The following is a 17,597-nucleotide window of genomic DNA, read 5'->3' as shown; positions in this document are numbered from 1 at the left end:
CGCCGGCCTCAGACTCGGCCCGCCTGGAGGCCGGGGTCCGACTCGCGCAGGGCGCGCTTGAGAATCTTGCCGTTTGCGTTCTTGGGCAGCTCGGCGAGGAAGCGCACCTTGGTGGGGATCTTGTAGTCGGCGAGCCGGCCCGCGCAGAAGGCGCGGATCTCCTCCTCCTCCGCGGACTTGCCGGGCCTGAGGACCACCGCCGCCCGGGGCACCTCCCCGAAGACCCGGTCGGGCACGCCGTACAGGGCCGCTTCCATGACCGCCGGGTGGGTGTAGAGGACGTCCTCGACCTCCTTGCTGTAGATGTTCTCGGCCCCGCGGCAGATCATGTCCTTCTTGCGGTCCAGGATGTAGTAGTAGCCGTCCGCGTCGTAGCGGGCGAGGTCGCCGGTGTGGAACCAGCCGCCCCGCATGGCCTCCGCCGTCGCCTCTTCTTTGTTCCAGTAGCCCGAGACCACGTTCGGCGCCCGCGCGCAGAGTTCGCCCACCCCGCCGGGAGGGAGGGGGTTGTCATCTTCGTCCACCGTGCAAAGCTCGCACTCGGGGGCGAGCCTGCCGACCGAGGTGGGCTTGGCGAGCGCCATTTCGTCGGGGTGATAGGTCACCATCCCGCTCGTCTCGGTGAGCCCGTAGAGCTGGATGGCCTCGGCGCGGGGGAAGCGGGCCTTGATCCCCCGGACGGTCTCGGGGGCGATGGGCCCGCCCCCGTAGGAGGCGATGCGGAGGCAGTCCATGTCGTAACCGGCGCACCGCTCGTGCAGGAGCATGAGGACGAAGATGGTGGGGGCGGCGATGAGGTGGGTGACGCGGAACTTCTCGATGAGGCGCATCACTTCTTCGGTCTTGTAGCGCGACATCAGGACGCAGGAGGCGCCGACGTAGCCCATGGCGATGAGCTGGCTCGTCAGGCCCGTCACGTGAAAGAGGGGGACGGCGACGAGGGTGCGGTCGCTCTCGGTGCACCGGAAGACGGCCTCGCAGTTCCTCCCGTTCACCAGGATGTTCCGGTGGGTGAGGAGCGCCCCCTTGGGCAGGCCCGTGGTGCCCGAGGTGTAGCAAATCGAGGCCAGGGCGCCGGACGAGGCGGCTTCTTCGGGCTCGGCCTCTTCTCCCTCCGCCAGGAAAGCCTCGAAGGGGCGGGCGCCCGCCGGGGGGCCGGCCTCTCCGACCCAGACCACCTCCCGCAGAGCGGAGAGCTCCGCGCGGCGCCCGGCGAGGGCGGGCCAGAAGTCCTCTTGCGCCACGAGGAGCGAGGCCCCCGAGTCAGCCAGGATATAGGCGAGCTCCCGGCCCGAGAGGCGGGTGTTCAGGGGAACGCTCACGGCGCCCGCCTTGGCCGCGCCGTAGTAGGCGACGACGAATTCCGGGCGGTTTCCGACCAGCAGGGCGACGCGGTCTCCCCGGCCCGCTCCCCGCCGGGCGAGGGCGGAGGCGAAGCGGTTGACCGCCGCGTTCAGCGCCACGTGGGTGAGGTGGCGGTCCTCGCCTCCGCCGCCCGATGGCGCCCCCAGGCCGGAGGCGGCCCCCGCGCCGCCCGCTTCCCATAGAATGGCGGACCGGTGAGACCGGCGGGCGGCGTTCTCCCGCACCATCCGCCCCAAAGTCTCGAACCGGACGGGGGCGACATGCCGTTTCATCTGTCCTCGCCTGCCCTTCATGGAATCCCGGGAGCGTCAGGCCAGCCCCACGCGCGATGATCGATATATACTACAAATAGTATGTCAAAAGGAGCCCCTTTCTAGGAGGCCGTGATGACCGGGGCACAGCTGGTGGCGGCTCTCCTCTCGCCCGCCATCTTCATCTCGGCGGCGGGGCTGCTGGCCCTCTCCATCAACACGCGCATGATGGGCATCATCACCCGCCTGCGGGGCTTCCACTGGGAGCGCCACCAGAAGGAGCGCCTGGGGGAGCACGCCGAGGCCCAGGTGCTCGACCGGCAGATTGAAGCCGTCACCCGGCACGTGATCGTGGTCCGCAACGCCCTCCTGTGGGTGCTGGCCAGCATCATCCTGACCCTCGCGACGTGCCTGCTCCTCGGGCTCGCCGTGCTGTGGCCCCCGGCCAACGGCGCCGCCATCTTCTGCTTCGTCCTGGCCTTCCTCGCCATGCTGGCCGGGATGGGCTACTACGTGCGGGACATCTCGATGGCCCTCGACGCGGCCCGCGACGAGGAGCGCGTCCTCGCCCAGATCCGGGCGGAGCGGCGCGGACCGTGAGGAGTTGAGGGGGCGGGCCGAGTAAGTCTAACGGGTATGAAAGAAAAGGGATGGATTCCGAGGTCGTCATTCCGAGCGTAGCGAGGAATCTGCTTCTGCGAAAAAGTTGTCATTCTGAGCGACCGGAGGGAGCGAAGAATCTACGCGGGTAGCCGCTGACGAAGATGCTTCGCTCCGCTCAGCATGACACCGCAAGACAAAAGCGGATTCCTCAGTCGCTTCGCTTCTTCGGAATGACAGGCTGGCGTTTCCGGACCCTTCGTTCTATCTCCTTCGTGTGAAAAAATCATAGAGTAAAAGTGTGATCCCTAGTCCTTGAGCGCCTAGCTCAAAATTCACCTGTGCTATGGTAAGACCGTAAGGAGATAGACTCTTGGTTCCTCTTTCGCCGGACCCCTCCCCATGCCCCGCCCCATCGTCCTGCTCGGCCGGTGCCTGCTCCCCGCCCTCCTGTTCCTGCTCCCCGCGGCGGCGCACCGCGCCCACGCCTCGGCCGCGCTGGAGCTGGTGGACATCCCGGGCGGCGCCTTCACGATGGGCGATCCCCGCGGCGAGCCGGACGAAGCGCCGCGGCGGGTGACGGTCCGGCCCTTCCGCATGATGAAACACGAGGTGACGAACCGCCAATTCGCCGCCTTCGTCCAGGCGGCAGGCCACCTCACCGACCCCGAGCGCGCGGGCTTCGGCCACGTGTGGGACGGCCGCTGGCGCGAGGTCCGGGGCGCCGACTGGCGCCATCCCCACGGCCCCGGCGACTCGGCCGAGGGGCGGGAGACTCACCCCGCCGTCCAGGTGAGCGCGCGCGACGCGGCCGCCTTCTGCCGCTGGGCGGGCCTGCGCCTGCCGGCCGAGGAGGAGTGGGAATTCGCCGCCCGGGGGGCGGACGGCCGCCGCTATCCCTGGGGCGACGCGCCGCCGCGGCAGGAGGGCGGACGCCGCGCCAACTTCGGCACGGTTCCTTGCTGCGCGGCCGACGCGAGCGACGGCCACCTCAGGACCGCTCCGATCGGAAGCTTCCCGGCGGGCGCCTCCCCCTTCGGCCTCCTCGACATGGCGGGGAACGTCTGGGAGTGGACGGCGAGCCCCTTCCCGGGAAAGCCCCGCCTCGTCGCCCTGCGCGGGGGCGGCTGGGGCAACAACCCCTGGTGCCTGCGCGCGAGCTACCGCCACGCCAACCCGGCCGACATCGGCCTGGACATGGTGGGCTTCCGCTGCGCGGGGGACGGCCGATGAGGAAGTTCCCCCGCCCCGTGGTCGTCCTAAGCCAGTGCCTGGAGCTGGCGCCCTGCCGGTACGACGGGGAGCGCATCCCGTTCCCCTTCCTTCGAAAGCTCGCGGCCCACGTGGAGCTCCGGCCCGTGTGCCCGGAGGTGGAGATCGGGCTCGGCGTCCCGCGCGACCCCATCCGCGTCATCGAAAGGGGCGGGGAGAGAACCCTCCTCCAGCCCGCGACGGGGCGGGACCTGACCCGGGCCATGCGCCGCTTCGCGGAGAAGTTCCTGGGCGGGCTCGGGGGCGCGGACGGCTTCATCCTGAAGAGCCGCTCCCCCTCGTGCGGGATTGGGGACGTGAAGCGCTACGCCGGGGCGGAGGCGGCTAAACCCATCGGCAAGGGGGCGGGTTTCTTCGCCGAGGAGGCGCTCGCGCGCTTCCCGGGCTTGGCGGTGGAAGACGAAGCGCGGCTCGGCAATCCCCTCATCCGCGAGCGCTTCCTCACCCGGCTCTTCGCGCTGGCCCGCTTCCGGGCGGTGAAGGAGCGGCCCTCGGCGGCCGCGCTCGCGCGCTTCCAGGAGGCGAACCGGCTCCTCCTCCTGGCCCGCCACAAGAGGGAGGCGAAGGCGCTGGAGAAAATCGCCGCGAACCGCAAGCGGCGGCCGCTGCCCGAGGCGATGGAAGAATATGAACGCCACCTCCACGCCGCCCTGGCGCGGCCCGCCCGGCGGGCCTCGGCCGCGGATGTGCTCCGCCAATCCGTAGGGGCGGCCGGCTCGCCCCTGCGGCCAAGCGAGCGGGCGCGCTTCCTTCGGGCAATCGAGCGCTACCGGGAGGGGCGGGCTCCTCTGAGCGCCGCCCTCCGCCCCCTGCGGGACTGGATCGGCCGGGACGAAACCCTCGCCGGGCAGACCCTCTTCTCGCCCTTCCCGCCCGATTTGGAAGATACCGGCGGTGAATCCGCCATTGCGTAGGGGCGTATTGCAATACGCCCCTACGATGACGCGTGCCCCCATACGTAAGGGCGAGGCATGCCTCGCCCTTACTGACCAGCCAACCCTCAAATTGATAATCCTTTCGGCGCCCCCCTCCCTTGCCCTGCATGGGGCCGGGGTGGTAAAGCATTCGGGGCCGGCCGGCCAACCCTCACAGGCGATGGCGCGGGAGGAATTCATGAAGGCGGTGCGTTTCCACGAGCACGGGGGGCCCGAGGTCCTCCGGGTGGAGGAGGTCCCCCGGCCTGAGCCCGGCCCGGGCGAGGCGCTCGTCGAGGTCAGGGCGGTGGGGCTCAACCACCTGGACCTCTGGATGCGCCGGGGGCTGCCGGGCCTCAAGATCGAGATGCCCCACATCGGGGGGAGCGACTTCACCGGGGTGGTCCGGGCCCTGGGGCCGGGGGTGGCCCGGCTGGCGGGGGCGGCCGCCCCGAAGGAAGGGCAAAGGGTGATCGGCTACCCCCTCGCCGGCTACGGCGGGGTGCCGCATTTCCTGGCGGACGATCCCCCGCCGGGCGCCTTCTCCATCATCGGGGAGCAGACGAACGGCGCCTGCTGCGAGTTCATCTGCATCCCCTTCTCAAACCTGCTCTCCCTGCCGGATTCGCTCTCCTTCGAGGAGGGGGCGGCGGTGCCCATCGTCTTCATCACCGCCTGGCGGATGCTGACCGAGCGGGCGGGCCTACGGGCCGGGGAGACCCTCCTCGTCCAGGGCGCCGGGAGCGGGGTGGGCACGGCGGCCATCCAGATCGGTAAGCTCCTCGGGGCGCGGGTGATCGCCGCGACCAGCACCGCCGACAAGGCGGCGAGGGCGCGGGCCCTGGGGGCGGACGAGGTCATCAACTACCGGGAGGAGTCCATCAGCGGCCGGGTGCGCGAGCTGACGGGCCGGGAGGGCGCCCACGTGGTCCTCGAGCACGTCGGGGAGGCCACCTGGGAGGAGAGCGTCAAGAGCGCCGCCTACCACGGGCGCATCGTCATCTGCGGCGCCACGACCGGCTTCCAGGGGAAGACGAACCTCACCGTCCTCTTCGCCAAGCAGCTCTCCCTGCTGGGGAGCACCATGGGCAGCCTGCCCTCGTTCAAGAAAGTGCTGGGCTTCCTGGCCAAGGGGAGGCTGCGGCCCGTGGTGGACCGGGTGCTGCCGCTCGAGGAATGCCGGAGGGGGCACGAGATCCTGGAGGCGGGGGAGCAGTTCGGGAAAATCGTGCTCCGGGCGGGGGGCTGACCGGTTCAGGTGGCGGAAAAGGCATGAAATCGCTAGAATTGCCGCATCATCGAGGTCCCCGAAGGGTAATCTTTCGGCTGGTGTTAAAGAGGATGTAGGCCGCATGGCAATCGCGGGAATCGTCGTCGTGCTCGGCGCCGTCATCGGCGGCTACCTCATGGAGCACGGGGAGCTCGCCGTCCTGTTCCAGCCGGCGGAGGTCGTCATCATCTTCGGCGCCGCCTTGGGCGCCGTCTTCATCTCCACCCCGATGAAGGTCCAGGTGGCGCTGTTCGGCGGCGTCCTGAAGGTCCTGCTGGGCAAGACCATCAAGAAGCAGAACTACATCGAGCTGCTGTGCCTGCTCAGCGAGATTTTCCAGATGGCGAAGAAGGACGGCCTCCTTGTCCTCGAGTCCCACGTCGAGAAGCCGGAGTCGAGCTCCCTCTTCAAGAAGTACCCCGGCTTCATGAGCCACCACCACGCGGTGGAGTTCCTGACCGACTCGGCCAAGATCATCATCGTGGGCGGCGTCGCCTCGCACGAGCTGGAGGCCCTCATGGACTCGGACATCGAGATCCACCATGAGGAGACCGCCCGGGCGCCGGGCGTGCTGAGCAAGGTGTCCGACTCCATGCCGGGGCTGGGGATCGTGGCGGCCGTGCTCGGCATCATCCTCACCATGGCCGCGATTGACGGCCCGCCCGCCGAGATCGGGCACAAGGTGGGCGCCGCCCTGGTCGGCACCTTCCTCGGCATTCTCGCGGCCTACGGGTTCCTCTCGCCCCTGGCGGCCGGCATGGAGCTGAACAACCAGGACGAGGCGCAGTACATCCAGTGCATCAAGGCGGGTCTTTTGGCCTTCGAGAAGGGGCTCTCGCCCATGATCGCCATCGAGTTCGCCCGGCGCTCGATCATGGGCTCCGAGCGGCCCGGCATGAAGGAACTCGAGGAAATCCTCCGGAAGAAGAAATGAGCCATGGCTGAAGGCGGCGACTTCAAACTCGAGAACCGGCCCATCATCGTCAAGAAGATCAAGAAGGGCCACGGCGGCGGCCACGGCTCGGCGTGGAAGGTGGCCTTCGCCGACTTCATGAGCGCCATGATGGCGCTCTTCCTCGTGCTCTGGCTCGTCAACTCCAAGAAGGAGGTGAAGCAGGCGGTCGGAGCCTACTTCCGGGACCCGCCGGGCATCTTCTCCTCCACGAGCGGAGGCGGCGCGGGGATTCTGGAGGGGGGCACCGGCCGGGAGGCGAGCACCGCCCAGGGCGAGGACGCCTCCGCCGAGAAGCAGCGGGAGATGAAGGAGAAGGTCTTCAAGGCCCTCCAGTCCACCCTGGAGGGGGCGATCAAGAACATCCCCGAGCTGCAGAAGCTGAAGGATCAGATCGCGATCCAGGCCACCGCCGAGGGCGTCCGGATCGAGCTGCTCGACAAGGAGAGCTCCTCCTTCTTCGAACCGGGCAGCGCGCGCATCCGACCCGAGGCCAACGTGGCGCTGAAGGCCATCGTCGAGCAGATCCGGCGCCTGCCCTACTCCATCATCATCGAGGGCCACACCGACAGCCAGCCCCTCACCCGCCCCGGCTACTCCAACTGGGAGCTCTCCGCCGACCGGGCCAACATCACCCGCCGCATGCTGGAGAGCCTGGGCCTCGACGAGGGAAAGATCGCCCAGGTGCGGGGCTACGCCGACAAGCGGCTCCGCTACCCGGCCAACCCCGAGGACCCCCGCAACCGGCGCATCAGCATCGTCGTGGCCGAGGACACCAAGGAGATCATTCGCCCGGACCTGCCCGGGGTGAGCCCGGTCGTCCGCGATCTCATCCGGCCGCAGTCCGTGCCGCGGCGGTAGCGGCCCCCCCCGGCCGAAGCCGCCTAGGGGCGGTTCGCGAACCGCCCCTACTACAGACCGGCCGTGCCGAGGCAGTAGCCGCCCCTCCGTCCGAAGCCGCCCCCTCACCCTCCCGCCAGCAGCCGCCTCCTCGATGGGCTCGCCTCCCCTACTTCCTCCTCGGGAGCCCGGCCATCTCACGCATCAGCTCGATGATGCAGGCGGGGTCGGAGTCGGCGTAGCCCTTGGCCACCCCCATCTGGGCGAGCTGGGCGTAGAGGCTCGTGACGAAGAGCGGGGAGTTCAGGCGTCGGCCCTGCTCGAGCATGAGGCCAACGTCCTTGTAGGAGGTGGTGAGGCGGCTTTCGGGGGAGTACTCCGCCTTGAGCATCTTCTCGCCTTTCTGATCCATGGCCTTGGAGCCGGCGGCGCCCTCCTTGAGCACGGTGAGGAGGGTTTCCATCTTCATGTCGGCCTTCATGCCCAGGGTGAGGCCCTCCGCCAGGGCCAGGCGGTTGCCCAGGAGGACGAGGTTGATGATGAGCTTGGCCCGGGCGCCCGAGCCGTGGGCGCCCAGATAGTAGGCTCCCTTGCTGAAGCCGGCGAAGAGGGGCTCGAGGGCGTCGAAGTCCTCCTCCTTGCCGCCCGCCACCACGATGAGATCCTTCTCCCAGGCCATGGTGCTCGTGCCGCTCACCGAGGCGTCCATGAACCGGATGCCCCTGGCCGTCAGCTCGGCGGCGAGCGCCGCGGAGTCCTCCGGGCGGGCGGTGGTGGTGTCGGCGAGCAGGAGGCCTTTCTCCGCCCCCTCCGCCACGCCCCCCGGCCCCAGCACCGCCTGGCGGACGATCTCGATGGTGGGCAGCGAGGTGATCATCCAGCGCACGCCCCGGACGGCGGCGGCCGGGGAATCCGCCGGCTTCCCGCCGCGCCGCTTCAATTCGTCCATGCGGCGGCTGTCGACGTCGAAGCCTTGGACCTCGAACCCCGCCTTGAGCAGGTTCGCCGAGAACGCTTGGCCCATCAGGCCCAGGCCCACCATCCCCACGCGTCCGGGCATCGGGTGTTCCTCCGTAATTGCGCCGCGAAGTGACTCTTCCCCTCGCGGGCGGGCGCGCCGAAGGACCGGCCTCCGCGGGGCAGGGACATCTCATCCCCCCGAATATTGATATCCAAACAGCTTTTTCATCAAGAAGGGGGCGAGCATCAAGAGGATTGTGAGGCCAAGGAAGATGGCGGCGATGGGCCGGGCGAAAAAATAGATGGGGTTCCCATAGGAAAGGATGAGAGCCTGCCGGAAGAACGACTCCACCATGGGGCCCAGGATGAAGCCGAGCACGAGGGGGGAAACGGGCACTCCCACCCGCGTCATCACGTAGCCCGCGATCCCTCCCACGAGGTACACCCAGACGTGGAAGATCGAGTTCTCGATGGAATACGTCCCCACGATGGAGAGGCAGAGGATCATGGAGACGAGCACCTCCCGGCGCAAAGTGATCAGCTTGGCGAAGAGTCTCGCGCCACACAGGCCCAGGACGAGGAAGATGACGTTCGAGAGGGTCAACGAGATGAAGATGGAGGAGACGATCTGCGGATGATCCTTGAACAGGAGCGGCCCCGGATGCAGGCCGTGGATGAGCATGGCTCCGATCAGGAGGGCCGTCACCAGATCGCCCGGGACACCCAGGGTCATCATCGGGATCATCGCCCCGCCGGTGGTGGCGTTGTTGGCGGACTCCGGACCGACGATCCCGCGCGGCTCGCCCGTGCCAAAGGTTTCCGGGTGGCTGGAGATGCGCTTCTCGACCCCGTAGCTGATGATGGCGGCGATGGAGGCGCCCGCCGCGGGCACCGCCCCGATGAAGACGCCGATGAACGAACCCCGCGCCATGGTCCCGAAGAGCCGCCCGAGCTCCCGCATGGAGGGGATGATCTTTCCCACCTCGGTGATGCGCCTGTAGGCGGAAGCATCTTTCTCCGCCATCCGGAGCACCTCGGCGAACCCGAAGACCCCCACGATGAGGGGGACCATCGGGAGACCGCCCAGGAGCGCCACCGAGTCGAAGGTGAAGCGGGGATAGGCCGTGGTCGGGTCCGCCCCCACCGTCGCCAAGAGCAGGCCGATGAGGGCGCTGATGAAGCCCTTCACCATGGACCCCGTGCTGATGTAGGCGATGACGCTGATGCCGAACAGGGTGATGGCGAAGTACTCCTGGGCGCTGAACTCCAGCGCCCAGCGGGCGATGAGGGGGGCGAAGAAGACGAGGGCGACGACGCTGAGTAGCCCCCCGATGAAAGAGGAGATGGTGGCCAGTCCGATGGCCCGCCCCGCTTCTCCCTTGAGGGCCATGGGGTGGCCGTCGTGGACGGTCATGATGGCGGCGATGGTGCCGGGGATGCTGGCGAGGATGGCGCTGATCGAGCCCCCGAATGTCGACCCGCAGTAGATCCCAAGCAGCAGGGCGAAAGAGCCCTCGGGGCTCATCTTGAAGGTGAAGGGGGTGAAGATGGCGATCCCGATCGTGGCGGAGAGCCCCGGAATCACCCCGAAGATGAGGCCGACTAGGGTGCCGAAGAAGAGGAAGAGGAGGACGTCCGGCTGGAGCGTCCGGCCGAGCCCCAGGGTGTAGAGCGAGAAGATTCCCATGTCGCCGAGCATGCCCCTACCTCGCGAGCAGGGAAAAGGCGGGTAGCGGAACGTCGAGCGCCACGCCGAAGATCAGATAGGTCAGCACCGTGAGAAAGAGGCTGGTTTTCGCGGCGCCCTTCCACGTGGCGCCGAGCGACCGCGTCGCGAGGAGGAGAAACACGGCATTGCCGGCAAGGAACCCGGCGTACTCCAGCACCAGAAGGTACGCCGTCAGGAGGGCGATGAGGATGCCCGGCGTCTTGAGGTGGGGGCCGAGCAGCGGGGGATCGAGCGCGCGCCCGGCGGGTGCCAGGCTCTCCCCAGGCTGATAACGGCCGCTGCGAAAACCGTGGAGGAGGAGCAGCAGGGAGAGAAAGGCCAAGCAGAGAGTCAGGACGAGCGGCATGAGGCGCGCCCCCATTCCCTCCGCGAGCGTCCCCGAGGGGAAACCCTGGATGGCGAACAGGAGCACCCCCGAGAGGGCGAGAAAGAACACGCCGATCGCGATATCGCGCGGATCCCTCACCGGCGCACCTCGCTCATGGCGAGGGAAGGACCGCAGGCCCTGCACGCACCGGTCACTTGATCGCCATCTTGGCGAGGCCGATCAGCAGCTCTCCCTCCTCGAAATAAGCCTTTGTGAAAGCGGCCGTCCCCATGAAATCGTTCGTGAAGCGGTTCTTCTTCATGAACTCGACGTAGCCCCGATCCTTCGTGGATTGCTCGAAGGCTTTCTCGAGGATGGCGACGCGGGCCTTGTCCATGCCCTTGGGAGCAATGATGCCACGCCACAGCACCATCACCATGTCCACCCCGGCCTCCCGCATGGTGGGCACGTCCGGAAAGTACTCGTCCCGCTTCTCGCCGGCCATGGCGAGCACCTTGATCTTGCCGGTGGAGAGGACATTGCTCAGATCGTCCGTGGTCACCATGACGGACTCGATGTGGCCACCCAGCAGCGCCGTCGCCGCCAGCGGGCCGCCCTGGTAGGGGACGTGGACGATCTTGGTGCCCGTCAACTTCTCGAATTGATAGGTGCAGAGGTCGAAGAGCGCACCCGCCCCGGCGTTCCCCATCCGGACCTTGCCGGGGTTCGCCTTCACGTGCTGGATGAAGTCCTTCAGGCTGTTCCAGCCCGAGGCGACGTTGACGGAGATGGCACAGGCGGACTCGTTCAGCCGCACGATGGGATCGAAATTCTTGTAGTCGAGCTTTCCTCCTGTCCGGTGGGTGTGGAGGAAGAGCGAGTTGGAGCCGTAGGCGAGGTTGTAGCCGTCCGGCTTCATGGACTGCACCTGCATCCAGCCGACCGCGCCGCCGCTCCCCGGCTTGTTCACGACCACGAGCGGCTGGCCGAGATACTTCTTCGTGTACTCGAACAAGGCCCGGTAAATGACGTTCGAGGCCCCCGATCCCCCGAACGGGATGACTACCGTGACCGCCTTGGATGGATACTTCTCCGCCGCGCCCGCGGGACCGAAAGACGCCGTCAGGCCGACCGCGCATGCCACTGCCGCCACCAACGCATGCCGGATTAGATGACTCATCGGACCATCACTCCTCTCTCAGATGATTGCCTGAATGAACCCCCCGACGTTCCGAAACACCCTCCCCCGGGCGCGAACCCCTTCCCCGGGCGCCCTTATAACCTCTCCGGTCCCGGTTCCCCGTCCCGAATGGACGGCGGACCCCCCAACCCCTATGAAACCGACCGCATGGCCGCATTATCCGAGCGAAAGCCGAGCGGGCGCAACCCAGATACGCCCTCTCGCGGGCCTCCCTCAAGTCGCCGTCCGGGGGACTTGGACTTGCAGAGGGTGTTTACACTTTTAGGGAGGTACTGGGACAGGGGCCGCTTTCCGCGGCTCTTCTTGAGGAGGGGGACCGGAAAGGAAAGAACGGGAACGCGCTTTTCCCTGCCGCCGGAGGCGTGTATCCTCCCGGTGGGAGCGCATCGGTGCCGGTGTGCCGCCTGGACTTCAAATCCAGTGGACGGGGCTAATCACTTCGTCGGTGGGTTCGACTCCCACGCGTTCCCGCCAATCTCCCTTTAGATCATCCCGTAACGGGAAGCGGACTTTGCCCCGTGCCGCTCTTCGCATGGTGAAAACCGGCAAGGCTTCGCGATGGCATAAAATCTAGCCGCGCGCGTCCCTTGCGCAGCGGAAGCCTACCGTCTTCCAGCGGATGATGCCGTCCAGGCGGAATCGCGTGGCGCTGCGCAGGAACTCGGGCGGCTCCCGCCATGAGCCTCCCTTGATGGTATGCAGGAAGCCGGATGGCGGCCCCAATGGATTCCGGGCCGGCGCCTCCCGGTAGTAGAACTCCCCCCAGAAGTCGTTCGTCCACTCCCACACCCCACCGGCCATGGAGCGCGCCCCGTAAGGGCTCTCTCCGCCGGGGCGGCCGCCCACCGGCTCAGGAGCGGAACCCTCCGATGCGGCCCGGCCCGGGTCGAATTCGCTCCCCCACGGGTAGCGCCGTCCGGCCGGCCCCCGGGCGGCTTTCTCCCACTCCGCCTCGGTGGGCAGGCGCTTCCCCGCCCACCGGCAATAGGCGCGGGCGTCGAACCAGCTCACACCCACAATGGGGAGGTCCGGCCGGTGGAGGAGGGAATCATCGGCGTACTTCGAGGGGGGATGGCCCGTCGCGGCGCGGAAACGCTCCCAATCGGCGACGGAAACCTCCTCCCGGTCGATCCAGAACGCGTCCAGCCGGACCGTGCGGGCCGGCTGTTCCTCCAGCGGCCCGTCCGCGCTGCCCTGGATGAACGGACCGGCGGGGACAAGGACCATGGGCCGACCGCCGGGAAAATAGGGGCTTCCTCCTCCTCCGGCCGCCCCGGCGTGGGAGGAGATTTCCACCAGGGCAGCCAAGAGGAGGAGGGCCGAAAGAATCCGAACCACGCTACTTCTTCGTCCGGGGTTTTCCGTTGATGAAGGCCTCGCGGACGTAGCGGACCACGCCCCATATCTCCTCGTCTTTCAGGACGTGACCGTAGGCCTGCATGTAGTTGTAATTCACCTGCTCGGAGACATCGATCCGCCCCACCTTGATGAGCCAGAAGAGGAACTTGTCGTCGAAGCGCTCCATCTGCTCCTTCAGGTGATAGTTCATGGGAGGCGGCTGGATCTCGCTCACAAAAGGTTTGTTGGGATCCTGGCTCCCCACGGGCCGCTCTCCGTTGCCCAGCCCGGTTTTGCCATGGCATTGGATGCAAGCGGCCTCGAAGATTTCCTTCATCTCGGGGTCGTTCGGCTGCTTGCCCGTGGTGAAGCCCCGCTCCCACGCGATGAGCTTGCGGATCTGAGCGTCCTCGAGGACTTCTCCGAAGGAGGGCATGGCGGTGGGACGGGAGAGCTTCAGCTTAAAACCGTTCATCTTTTCCTTGAGGACGTTCATCTTGCCGTACTTGACCACGGCGAATACATATTCGTCTGTCATCCGCTTCATGAGGGGGCTGGTGAACACCTGGGGCCGCGGGTAGGAAGCCTTCCAATTGGGGCCTTTCCCGTCGCCCTTGAGGCCGTGGCAGGAGAAGCAGATTTCCTTGTAGACCTCCTCGCCCAGCCAGTAGTCCCCCTTCTCCGGCATCTCCGGCTTGGGCGGCGCCTTGTAGGCCGCCTGGGCCGCTCCCGCCGCCAGGAGAAAAACGCCCAACGCCAGGACGGCGCGCTGGAAGGCAAAACTCAAGACTTGCATCATCACGCCGTTGCTCTCCCATTCACGAAATCTCTGAGCCGGCAGGAGGAGGGCGCGGGAGAGAGATGCCGCCCGTTCCTCTCCCGCGCCCCTGGGCCGACCCAGCCGGCTTTATTTCTCCTGGTGGGGGAAGCTGCCTCCCGGATGCTCAGCGCTTGGGCGCGCAGGGGTTGCCGCACGGGTTACGCTTGGGGGCGCAGGGATTGCCCCTCGGAGCGCAGGGATTGCCGCCACCCGGCGCGCAGGGATTCCCCTTTCCGCCCTGGCTGCCCATCTTCTTCATGAGGGCTTGGCGGTCGGCCTCAAATTTCTTCATGGACTTATAGACCTCCGGGGTGAGGGAGGCCACATAGGCGTAGAGGTCCATGTACTCCTGGGAGTTCGGGTCCATCGGCTCACGGCCGAGGAAAACGGTGTTTCAGAGATCGTTCATGATCCCGATGTTGGCCGTGAAGCCCGTCATCGAGAGGCGGGGGTAGTGGAGCGCCGCTCCCCTGAGGTCGGGGACGGGGATCGGCACCACGTCCCCCGCCACGTTGCGCTGCACGCCCCCGATAGTGCCGCCCCGGGGATGGCAGCCGCCGCAGCCGAGCTCGTTGAAGAGCGTTTTGCCCCGTTCGATCGACTTGTCGATGGACGCATCGGCCTTCAGGGTCTGAAAATAGGGCCCCATTGGTATGGTCTTGCGCTGCTGCGGGGCCGCCCAAGCGGCGGAAGACCACCCTGCGAGGGCCAGCACCGCCAGGGCCATGGGCAGAATCCGAATCATTCGGCGCATTCGTTTCCTCCTTTCTCATCAGAAAATACCGGCAGCTGGGTTTCCCGGCGGCGGTGTCTCCGCTACCAGCCCTTCTTCGTGCAGGGGTTCTTCCCGGCGCAGGGATTTTTTCCCGCACAGGGATTCTTCGCGGCGCAAGGATTCTTCGCGGCACACGGGTTGGCGCCGCATGGATTCCCGCAGGGGTTCCCGCCGGCGCCTCCCTTGGCCACATAGACGTAGAGGGCCTCGCGCGCGCTTCCCTTCTCCAGGATGGAGACCACCGCCCGCGCGCCCTTCGAGAGGGCGGCGGGGGAGGCCACATCCGCCCCCAGCCGGACGACCGTCTTCGGGCTGAGGGTGGTGACGAGGGTTTTCCCCTGGTGGTTGAGGGTGAGACGCCGGGTCTTGGCGTCATACCCGGTCACCTCGGCCGAAACCATCCGGGCCTTGGCCTGGGGCCCGCGGGCCGCCCCTGGCGCGCAGGGGTTCGCCGCGCACGGATTGGCGGCGCACGGGTTCTTGGCCGCGCAGGGGTTGGCCGCACACGGGTTCTTGGGGGCGCACGGGTTGCTGGCGGCCCAGGCTTCGCGCGGCTGGGCCGAGCCGAGGAGCACGAGGGCCGCCGCGAATCCGAGCGCGGCGGCTCCTGACCTTCCGAGGAAACGGCGCATAGGGGCTACCTCCCTTTTAGGGTTACTGCTTGGCGGCGCGGCGAGGAGCGCCTGGAGTAAGGAGGGCCCACTTCTTCCCTCCGTCTCGGCTTTCGTATACCTCGCCGCCGCTCGACACGTACATGCGGCCGGACACGCCCACCGCGATGGCGGGCATCGAGAGTGGAGCGCGCTGCACCAGGACGAAGTGCCAGGCGTCCCCACCCGGCGGCAGGCGGAAGAGTCCGCCCCGCGTCCCGGCGAGGAGGGCGCCGTCCGCCCAGGCCAGCGACATGACGGAGGAGTCAACGAGACCTCGGTTCATGGCCCGCCAGGTACCGCCCCCGTCCCGGCTCTCGAAAACGCCCCCGAGGGCGGTCCCGGCGAAGAGGCGGCCGGATGCACCCGGCTCCGCGAGCAGGAAGCGCACCTGGGGGTCCGTCAGGCCCTGGCTGGCGGCCCGCCAGGTCCGCCCGCCGTCCCCGCTCCGGAACACCCCGCCGAAGGTCCCCGCGTACATCCGGCCCGGCGCGGCGGCCAAGGCCCGCACGTCCAGATGCGCGAGGCCCCGGTTCCGCGCCTCCCAGGCGAGGCCGCCATCGGCGCTGGCGAACACGCCCGCTTCTGTCGCGGCGTACAGGACTGAGGGTTTCCCCAAAAACCGGAGGGCGCGGACGCTTCGCTCCCCAAGCCCCGGCAGGGGCTCCCACGGGAGGCCGGGCGCCTTCCGGAAGGCGCCTTGATCGGTCGCGAGGTAGAGAAGGCCCTCTTCCCCTCTCCCGCGGGGGCCGAAGGCAAGGCCGCGGACGCTTTTCTCGCTCAGTCCGTCACGGAGGGGAACCCATCGGCTCCCGCCATCATGCGTGACGAAAATTCCTTGCCCAAAGGCGGCGACATAGAGCGAGGACCCATTCCACGGCGAGACGGCCAAGTCCACTACCACATGGCCGAAGAAGCCCGGCCGCATGGTGATGTGATGGGCCTGCGCAACCGGTGCGAGTAACACGAACCCGATGGCTGCCCAGAACATGGACCATCCGTGGATGAAACGCCTCGCCTGCAAGACCCAGCACCTCGAAATGAGGAGGGTAAAACGCGGGCGCCCCGAGGCTGCCGCCTTACCTCAGGGCCGTACTCTGCTGCCTCTCACGGATCGATTTTGTATTACGTTCAAAAGAACAGAGGGGGATACGATTTATTCCTTATTCCCGTTCGAGAGGCTCAGATCGGCGGCGGGCGAAAGTCTTTTGGCGTCAAAACCATGCATGATATGACGGTATCGAAATTTCAAGGGGAAATATTTGCGAAAGGAGGGAATGCGTCGCCCTCATCCGTTGTTTGTATTTGGCTAAACGTTGCCCCGAAGACCCGAAGAGGATATGCGCCCGGCCGGATTATCCCTTCGGCGGAAGGGGGACGACGATGCAGCCGATCGGGAGTTGAACGAGAACGCATGTTTGGCGAATAATGATCGTTCTTGTCCCATATCGATCTTTGCGAGGAGAGGATTGCCCATGCGAAAAGAGGAATACATCGACCGGCCGCCCGGGCCTTTTGGAGGCCTGTGGAGCCTCTGGTACCTGGATCCCATCGCCACAATAAAACGCGAGATCAAGGGCTTCCGCAAAGTGCGGCACAAGGCCTTCGCGGAGAAGATTCACGCGGGAGATCCCGCGCCCGAGGTGAAGCTCAAGACCACGGATGGGCGGGAGGTGGATTTCGCCCAATTCCGGGGGAAGCGGAACATCGTCGTGGAGTTCGGCGCCATCACCTGACCGCCCTTCCGCCGGCAGGTGCCGGGCATGGAAGAGCTCCATGGGATGTACAAGGACAAGGGGGTCGAGTTTTTTGTTGTTTACTCCAGGGAGCCGCACGCGGGCGAGCGGAAGTACTTCCGCAAGTACTCCCAGCACACTTCCTACGCGCACAAGCTCCAGTACGCCCAGGAACTCGTGCGCGAGTTCGGGATGAAGGTTCCCGTCCTCGTGGACGACCTGGAGGAGACGGTGGCGAAGGCTTTCGGCTGGATGCCGAACATGGTTTACGTCATCGACACGGAAGGAAAAATCGCCTACAAGGCCAGTTGGACGGACAAGCCCCGCGTGGACAGGGTGCTGGACGACCTCCTGGCCGAGCAGGCGGGCAAGGAAGCCATGTCCACAAAGGCCTAGCCCACAGAAACATAAAAAGCCCCCCGAAAGGGGGGCTTTTTATGTTTCACCCGGCTGGCCGCGTTCACCGTTCCGGTCCTTACTTCGGCTGGGGGGCCATCTTCTTGTAGAACTGGACGAGGCCCAGCACGTCCTGCCAGACGAGCCGCCCGATGGGGCCCGTGCTGTAGACGCCCACGGCGATGGTGCCGTCGGGCTTCAAGACGTAGCCCGTGCTGTGG

Annotated in this window: 20 protein-coding genes and 1 tRNA gene; 9 read left to right on the top strand and 12 right to left on the bottom strand. The window is 67.1% G+C overall.

The features are described 5' to 3' along the window. Positions 1 to 8: 8 nt before the first annotated feature. On the bottom strand, positions 9 to 1,637 hold the full coding sequence (locus tag HYZ11_12215) for a long-chain-fatty-acid--CoA ligase (GenBank protein ID MBI3128362.1): 1,629 nt from the start codon (positions 1,635 to 1,637) through the stop codon (positions 9 to 11). A gap of 114 nt (positions 1,638 to 1,751) precedes the next feature. On the opposite strand from HYZ11_12215, the gene HYZ11_12210 reads away from it, so the two are divergent. The 6 genes from HYZ11_12210 (at position 1,752) to HYZ11_12185 (ending at position 7,485) form a co-directional block, all read left to right on the top strand. After that, positions 1,752 to 2,216, top strand: a complete 465-nt coding sequence (locus HYZ11_12210) for a DUF2721 domain-containing protein (protein MBI3128361.1) — start codon at positions 1,752 to 1,754, stop codon at positions 2,214 to 2,216. Positions 2,217 to 2,618: 402 nt separating this feature from the next. After that, on the top strand, positions 2,619 to 3,449 hold the full coding sequence (locus HYZ11_12205; GenBank protein MBI3128360.1) for a formylglycine-generating enzyme family protein: 831 nt from the start codon (positions 2,619 to 2,621) through the stop codon (positions 3,447 to 3,449). Beyond that, a complete protein-coding gene (locus HYZ11_12200) occupies positions 3,446 to 4,402 on the top strand; it encodes a DUF1722 domain-containing protein (protein ID MBI3128359.1) in 957 nt (318 codons plus the stop codon). The genes HYZ11_12205 and HYZ11_12200 overlap by 4 nt, the downstream gene beginning before the upstream one ends. Before the next feature lie 199 nt (positions 4,403 to 4,601). Beyond that, on the top strand, positions 4,602 to 5,651 hold the full coding sequence (locus tag HYZ11_12195) for a zinc-binding dehydrogenase (GenBank protein MBI3128358.1): 1,050 nt from the start codon (positions 4,602 to 4,604) through the stop codon (positions 5,649 to 5,651). Positions 5,652 to 5,754: 103 nt separating this feature from the next. Beyond that, entirely contained in the window at positions 5,755 to 6,606 is an 852-nt protein-coding gene (gene motA, locus HYZ11_12190; GenBank protein ID MBI3128357.1) for a flagellar motor stator protein MotA, read from the top strand. Between the two features lie 3 nt (positions 6,607 to 6,609). Next, positions 6,610 to 7,485: an OmpA family protein gene (locus HYZ11_12185; protein MBI3128356.1), complete on the top strand. Its 876-nt coding sequence runs from the start codon at positions 6,610 to 6,612 to the stop codon at positions 7,483 to 7,485. Positions 7,486 to 7,633: 148 nt separating this feature from the next. On the opposite strand, the gene HYZ11_12180 is transcribed toward HYZ11_12185, so the two are convergent. The 4 genes from HYZ11_12180 to HYZ11_12165 form a co-directional block, all read right to left on the bottom strand. Next, complete coding sequence (locus HYZ11_12180; protein MBI3128355.1) at positions 7,634 to 8,524, bottom strand: NAD(P)-dependent oxidoreductase; 891 nt, start codon at positions 8,522 to 8,524, stop codon at positions 7,634 to 7,636. 90 nt (positions 8,525 to 8,614) lie between these two features. Beyond that, the gene (locus HYZ11_12175; GenBank protein MBI3128354.1) at positions 8,615 to 10,111 is read right to left on the bottom strand and encodes a tripartite tricarboxylate transporter permease; all 1,497 of its coding nucleotides are present in this window, start codon (positions 10,109 to 10,111) and stop codon (positions 8,615 to 8,617) included. A gap of 16 nt (positions 10,112 to 10,127) precedes the next feature. Next, positions 10,128 to 10,619, bottom strand: a complete 492-nt coding sequence (locus tag HYZ11_12170) for a tripartite tricarboxylate transporter TctB family protein (protein MBI3128353.1) — start codon at positions 10,617 to 10,619, stop codon at positions 10,128 to 10,130. Positions 10,620 to 10,671: 52 nt separating this feature from the next. Then, on the bottom strand, positions 10,672 to 11,640 hold the full coding sequence (locus HYZ11_12165) for a tripartite tricarboxylate transporter substrate binding protein (GenBank protein MBI3128352.1): 969 nt from the start codon (positions 11,638 to 11,640) through the stop codon (positions 10,672 to 10,674). Positions 11,641 to 12,038: 398 nt separating this feature from the next. Here HYZ11_12165 and HYZ11_12160 point away from each other — a divergent pair. Next, positions 12,039 to 12,135: transfer RNA gene (locus HYZ11_12160), tRNA-Sec, on the top strand. Positions 12,136 to 12,231: 96 nt separating this feature from the next. Here the strand turns inward: HYZ11_12160 and HYZ11_12155 are convergent. The 6 genes from HYZ11_12155 to HYZ11_12130 form a co-directional block, all read right to left on the bottom strand. After that, complete coding sequence (locus tag HYZ11_12155) at positions 12,232 to 12,888, bottom strand: SUMF1/EgtB/PvdO family nonheme iron enzyme (protein MBI3128351.1); 657 nt, start codon at positions 12,886 to 12,888, stop codon at positions 12,232 to 12,234. Between the two features lie 112 nt (positions 12,889 to 13,000). Beyond that, complete coding sequence (locus tag HYZ11_12150; protein MBI3128350.1) at positions 13,001 to 13,801, bottom strand: cytochrome c; 801 nt, start codon at positions 13,799 to 13,801, stop codon at positions 13,001 to 13,003. 142 nt (positions 13,802 to 13,943) lie between these two features. After that, on the bottom strand, positions 13,944 to 14,186 hold the full coding sequence (locus HYZ11_12145; protein MBI3128349.1) for a hypothetical protein: 243 nt from the start codon (positions 14,184 to 14,186) through the stop codon (positions 13,944 to 13,946). Positions 14,187 to 14,213: 27 nt separating this feature from the next. Beyond that, positions 14,214 to 14,573, bottom strand: coding sequence for a c-type cytochrome (locus tag HYZ11_12140; GenBank protein MBI3128348.1), 360 nt, complete (start codon positions 14,571 to 14,573; stop codon positions 14,214 to 14,216). Positions 14,574 to 14,635: 62 nt separating this feature from the next. Then, positions 14,636 to 15,226: a hypothetical protein gene (locus tag HYZ11_12135; protein MBI3128347.1), complete on the bottom strand. Its 591-nt coding sequence runs from the start codon at positions 15,224 to 15,226 to the stop codon at positions 14,636 to 14,638. Between the two features lie 22 nt (positions 15,227 to 15,248). After that, positions 15,249 to 15,821, bottom strand: a complete 573-nt coding sequence (locus HYZ11_12130; GenBank protein MBI3128346.1) for a hypothetical protein — start codon at positions 15,819 to 15,821, stop codon at positions 15,249 to 15,251. A gap of 898 nt (positions 15,822 to 16,719) precedes the next feature. Here HYZ11_12130 and HYZ11_12125 point away from each other — a divergent pair. Continuing rightward, entirely contained in the window at positions 16,720 to 16,980 is a 261-nt protein-coding gene (locus HYZ11_12125; protein ID MBI3128345.1) for a hypothetical protein, read from the top strand. A gap of 27 nt (positions 16,981 to 17,007) precedes the next feature. Then, entirely contained in the window at positions 17,008 to 17,376 is a 369-nt protein-coding gene (locus tag HYZ11_12120) for a redoxin domain-containing protein (protein ID MBI3128344.1), read from the top strand. Positions 17,377 to 17,455: 79 nt separating this feature from the next. Here HYZ11_12120 and HYZ11_12115 read toward each other — a convergent pair. Next, on the bottom strand, positions 17,456 to 17,597 hold a 142-nt coding region (locus tag HYZ11_12115; protein MBI3128343.1), incomplete at its 5' end, for a hypothetical protein.

This window comes from Candidatus Tectomicrobia bacterium, from assembly GCA_016192135.1.
GTDB lineage: Bacteria > UBA8248 > UBA8248 > UBA8248 > UBA8248 > 2-12-FULL-69-37.
This window is presented reverse-complemented; position numbering and strand designations above follow the sequence as displayed.